The 5,206-nt window shown below is 75.3% G+C and carries 3 protein-coding genes and 1 pseudogene; 2 read left to right on the top strand and 2 right to left on the bottom strand.

Translation table 11 applies throughout. The features are described 5' to 3' along the window. Positions 1-475: 475 nt before the first annotated feature. Positions 476-835 carry a hypothetical protein gene (locus SSNG_RS14085; RefSeq protein ID WP_042800993.1) on the bottom strand — a complete coding sequence of 120 codons (360 nt, stop codon included), beginning with the start codon at positions 833-835 and terminating at the stop codon, positions 476-478. Positions 836-982: 147 nt separating this feature from the next. Between SSNG_RS14085 and SSNG_RS14080 the strand changes: the two genes are divergently transcribed. Continuing rightward, the gene (locus SSNG_RS14080) at positions 983-1,825 is read left to right on the top strand and encodes a MurR/RpiR family transcriptional regulator (protein WP_007264502.1); all 843 of its coding nucleotides are present in this window, start codon (positions 983-985) and stop codon (positions 1,823-1,825) included. Positions 1,826-2,415: 590 nt separating this feature from the next. Here the strand turns inward: SSNG_RS14080 and SSNG_RS14075 are convergent. Continuing rightward, on the bottom strand, positions 2,416-3,762 hold the full coding sequence (locus SSNG_RS14075; RefSeq protein WP_007264501.1) for a diaminopimelate decarboxylase: 1,347 nt from the start codon (positions 3,760-3,762) through the stop codon (positions 2,416-2,418). A 104-nt stretch (positions 3,763-3,866) separates the two neighbouring features. Between SSNG_RS14075 and SSNG_RS14070 the strand changes: the two are divergent. Further along, a pseudogene (locus SSNG_RS14070) lies at positions 3,867-5,206 on the top strand (urocanate hydratase); the annotation flags it as partial.

Here is a 5,206-nt window from a genome sequence, read left to right as displayed (position 1 = left end):
GCCGCCTCCCCGCGGTCGCGCAGAAGGCGGGGACCGCCGCACCCCCGGCGGGCCGGGGGGCGGGACGACGGCGGTCCCCGCCCGGGACACGGGCCGGGTCAGGGCCGTCCGCGTCCGTGGCGCCGGCGCGTTCCGGGAGCCGCTCCGGAGGCGCGCGGGCGCCGTGCGAGGCGCCGGCCGGGGTCGCTGCCTTCCCGGTTCCCCGGGCTCCCCTGCCGACGGACACCACTGTGGCGCAGCCGTGTTAAGCGGGTGCTGCCGTCACGTGTCGCCCCCGTACCGTTTGCGCGAAGCTCGGCCCCTCGGGTCTGTCGTCAAACTCCCGTCGTCGCCCGGAGGGCGGCCCCGCGGCGTCTGGTGCGTGCTCTCGGCGTGCCGGGCGGAAGCCCGCGTACTGGACGTACTTGGCTTTCGCCCGGTGCGGCGAGAGCGCGTGCCAGGCGTCGCGGGGCAGACGGGAGTTTGACGACAGGCTCTAGGCGCGCGGGTCGCGGCCGGGGCGGCGCAGGCGGCCGGTGTGGGCGAGGTTCACGCCCACGATGCCCGCCCAGGTCGCCACCAGGCCGCCGATGCCCTGGGTGACGCCGATGGCCGACAGCGGGACCGCGAGCACCAGCGTGACGATCGCGAAGCCGAAGCGCTCCCCGAAGGCGCTCACCGATCCGGCGGGGCCCTGCCCGCCGCGGGCCTGGAGCAGCCGCTCCTCGGCGAGGCGGCGCCGGACCTGGGTGTCGACCTTGTCCACGAAGGAGTCCACGAGCGCGGCCTCGTACTCGGGCCCGAGCTCCCGCCGGGCCTCAAGCGTGGCGGCGAGTTCCTTCTTGAGCTCTGTCATGCGGCCACCGTAAGAAGGGCCGCCGCGGCCCGCACTGGGGGTAGCCCCCGTATCCGGATCGCGGTCACGGCTTGCCGAGCTGCATAGACACATGCAGAGTGCAGGGTGACTGAATATCTCACCGGGGACGGGACGGAGGGGGCGGCGATGAACGACAGCCCGGCCGCACGGCTGCAACGGCTGTTCGAGGGGCACCGGCTGACGCCGACCCAGCGGCGCATCGCGCACTGCATGGTGCGCGGCGCCGCGGAGGTGCCCTTCCTGTCGAGCGTGGAACTCGCCGAGCTGGCCGGGGTGAGCCAGCCCTCGGTGACCCGGTTCGCCGTGGCCCTCGGTTTCGACGGCTACCCGGCGCTGCGTCGGCACCTGCGCGAGGTCGCGCCGGCCGGGCGTCCCGAGCCGGCGCGCGAGGGCGAGTACAACGAGTACCAGCAGGCCGTCCAGGGCGAGATCGAGAACCTCCAGCGGCTCTCGGCGATGCTCGCGGACCCGTCCCCGGTCGAGGAGGCGGGCCGGGTGCTCGCGGCCTCGGCCCCGCTGCCGGTGCTCGGGCTGCGGGCGGCGTCCTCGCAGGCGCGCGGGTTCGCGTACTTCGCGGCCAAGGTGCACCCGGACGTGCGGCTCCTCGACGAGGGCGGCTCCATGCTCGCCGACCGGATCGACGCGGCCGCCGCCGCGGGGGCATCGGCGCTGCTGTGCTTCGCGCTGCCGCGGCACCCGCGCGAGGTGGTGGAGGCCCTGGAACACGCCCGGGCGGCGGGGCTGACGGCGGTGACGGTCGCCGACTCGGCCTTCGCGCCCGTGGCCCGGCACTCGGACCTGCTGATCCCGGCGCCGGTCGGCACCGGGCTCGCCTTCGACACGGCGTGCGCGCCGATGCTGCTGGGGCGGGTGCTGCTGGAGGCGATGGCGGACGCCCTTCCCGACGCGCAGGCACGGCTGGAGGACTTCGACGCGCGGGCCGCTGCGCGGGGGCTGTTCGTCGAGTAGCCGTTGCCCTGCCGGGCTCGGGGGCGGCCGGGCGGACCGTAGCGGGGCGGGGTGCCGGGGGTGCGGCTGCCGCTGCGCGGGCGAGGTCCCCCACCCGCCCTTCCCCCGTTCCCCGGGGCGCTGCCCCGGCCCCCCGCGCCTCAACCGCCGGCGGGGCTGCAAGGCCCAGGGGCTGCGCCCCGGGCCCCTGGGGGTCCGCCGTAGACCCCGGGCCTCAGATGCTGGCGGGGCTGGAAGGCCCCGGGGCTGCGCCCCGGGCCCGGGGGTCCGTCGTAGACCCCGGGTCTCAAATGCCGGCAGGGCTGGAAGGCCCAGGGGCTGTGCCCCGGACGCCTGGGGCTCCGCCGTAGACCCCGGGCCTCAGATGCTGGCGGGTCTGCAAGGCCCAGGGGTTGCGCCCCGGACTCCTGGGGCTCCGCCGAGACCCTGCGCCTCAAGCGTCGATGGGGCTGCAAGGCCCAGGGGCTGCGCCCCGGGCCCCTGGGGGTCCGCGGAGACGCCGCGCCTCAAGCGCCGGCGGGGCTGGAGGGCTCAGGGGCTGTGCCCGGACGCCTGGGGGTCCGCCGTAGGCCGCGGGTCTCAGCCGGCGGCTACAGCAGGGCGGTCCCGTGCTCGCCGCCCGCCTCCGTGGCGATCTCCGTGAGGGACTGGGCCGGGCGGGCCAGGGTGAAGCGGACCCCGTCACCCGGGGCGGCGCCGTCCGTGAAACCGTGGACCGCCGGGCGGGGGAGGCTGTTGTAGCCGTAGTGGGCCGTGAAGGCGTACGCGCCCGTGTCCGGGACGGCGATCACGTCGCCCGGGAAGAGCTCCGGCAGTTCCCGGGCGGTGGCCAGCAGGTCCCCCGCGAAGCAGGCCGGGCCCGCGACGTCCTGGGGGACGGGCGAGCCGTCCCGGGGCGTGCCCTGGGCGTCGTACGCCAGGATCCGCAGCGGCCATGCCGCCGGCGCGTACACGGTGCGGGTGGCGAGCTGGACGCCCGCGTGGGTCAGGGCGATGCGGCGGCCGCCGGTGGTCTTCGTGTACTCGACCCGCGCCAGCACCAGCCCGTGCTTGGCCAGCAGCGACCGCCCGAACTCGGTGACCAGCCCGTACGAGCCGTCGAAGAGCGCGGGGACGGCCGCGCGCAGGGCCGCCACGTACGCCGCGTACGACGGGGCGTGCTCGTCCGAGGCGAAGTCCACCGGCAGCCCGCCGCCGATGTCGAGGGTGTCGACCCGGCGCTCCCCGACCGCCGCGTTGATCTCCTCGGCCAGCCCGTGCAGCTCCCGCACCCCCTCGGCGATCAGCTCCAGCGGTACGCCCTGCGAGCCCGAGTGGGTGTGCAGCCGGGTCAGCCACGGCCGCTCCGCGAAGGCCCGTACGAGCCGCTCGCGCGCCCCCGGATCGCGCAGCGCGAAGCCGAACTTCGAGGTGGCGGTGGCCGTGGACAGGGCGTCGATGGACCCGGCGCCGGTCTGCGGGTTGATCCGCAGCCCGACCGGGGAGCGGGTGGGGGCCGCCGCCACCAGGGCGTCGAGGCGCTCCAGCTCCTGGTGGTTGTCGGCGTTGACGGCGATCCCCAGGGCCAGCGCCCCGCGCAGCTCGGCCGCCGTCTTCGCGGGGGAGTCCAGCACGGTCCGCTCCGCCGGGATCCCGGCCGCCCGGGCCAGCGCCAGCTCGCCGGGGCTGGCCGCCTCGCAGCCCAGGCCGCACGCGTCGAGCAGCCGCAGTACGGGCACCAGCGGGGCGGCCTTCACCGCGAAGGTGTGCAGGACGGGCGTGCCGGGCGCCACCGCGGCCGCGAAGGCCTCCGTCAGGGCGGCGGCGGAGGCGCGGATACCGGCCACGTCGAGCAGGCAGACCACCGGCTCGCGGTCCAGCAGGCCCTGCTCCACGGCGGCCCGTACGGCCCGGTCGCGGCGCTGCGCGGCGCCCTGCGCGTGCGTGTCTGCGGCCATGGCGCCATCCCATCATCAGGCCGACCCGCCCGCAGCTGTTGACTGGAACTATTCATGCCGCGAGGATGTGAATGGATTGACCAACACCGGAGGAGGCACCAGCCATGTCAGGACCCCGCCCCGTACGGGCCGCGCGAGGCACCGAGCTCAGCACCCTGGGATGGCAGCAGGAGGCCGCCCTCCGGATGCTGCAGAACAACCTCGACCCCGAGGTCGCCGAGCACCCCGACAAGCTCGTCGTCTACGGCGGCACCGGCAAGGCCGCCCGCGACTGGCGCTCGTACGACGCCATGGTCCGCACCCTGCGCACCCTCAAGCAGGACGAGACCATGCTGGTCCAGTCCGGCCGCCCGGTCGGCGTGATGCAGACCCACGAGTGGGCGCCGCGCGTCCTGCTCGCCAACTCCAACCTGGTCGGCGACTGGGCCAACTGGGAGGAGTTCCGCCGCCTGGAGCACCTCGGCCTGACCATGTACGGCCAGATGACCGCCGGCTCCTGGATCTACATCGGCACCCAGGGCATCCTCCAGGGCACGTACGAGACCTTCGCGGCCGTCGCCGCGAAGCTGCATTCAATGGGTAAGGGAGGGGTCGGCGGCACCCTCGCCGGCACCATCACCCTCACCGCCGGCCTCGGCGGCATGGGCGGCGCCCAGCCGCTGGCCGTGACGATGAACGACGGCGTCGCCATCTGCATCGACGTCGACCCGCGCGCCATCGAGCGCCGCATCGAGCACCGCTACCTGGACGTCAAGGCCGACAACCTGCGCCACGCCCTCCAGCTCGCCGTCGAGGCCCGCGACGCCCGCAAGCCGCTCTCCATCGGCCTCCTCGGCAACGCCGCCGAGCTGCTCCCGCAGATGCTGGCCGAGGGCGCCCCGATCGACATCGTGACGGACCAGACCTCCGCCCACGACCCGCTCGCCTACCTGCCGGTCGGCGTCGACTTCGAGGACATGGCCGACGCCGCCGCCAAGGACCCGGCCGGCTTCACCACCCGCGCCCGCGAGTCCATGGCCAAGCACGTCGAGGCCATGGTCGGCTTCATGGACGCCGGCGCCGAGGTCTTCGACTACGGCAACTCCATCCGCGGCGAGGCCCAGCTGGCCGGCTACGACCGCGCCTTCGCCTTCCCCGGCTTCGTCCCCGCCTACATCCGCCCGCTGTTCTGCGAGGGCAAGGGCCCCTTCCGCTGGGCCGCCCTGTCCGGCGAGGCCTCGGACATCGCCAAGACCGACAAGGCGATGCTGGAGCTCTTCCCGGAGAACGAGTCCCTGCACCGCTGGATCAAGATGGCCGGCGAGCGCGTCCACTTCCAGGGCCTGCCCGCCCGCATCTGCTGGCTCGGCTACGGCGAGCGCGCCCGGTCCGGCGAGCGCTTCAACGACATGGTCGCGAGCGGCGTGCTCCCACCCCGCTGGCCATCGGCCGCGACCACCTCGAC

The organism is Streptomyces sp. C, assembly GCF_000158895.1.
In the GTDB taxonomy this organism is placed as follows: Bacteria; Actinomycetota; Actinomycetes; order Streptomycetales; family Streptomycetaceae; genus Streptomyces; species Streptomyces racemochromogenes.
The sequence above is the reverse complement of the archived record's forward strand: the minus strand, read 5'-3'. Positions and strand labels throughout refer to the sequence as shown.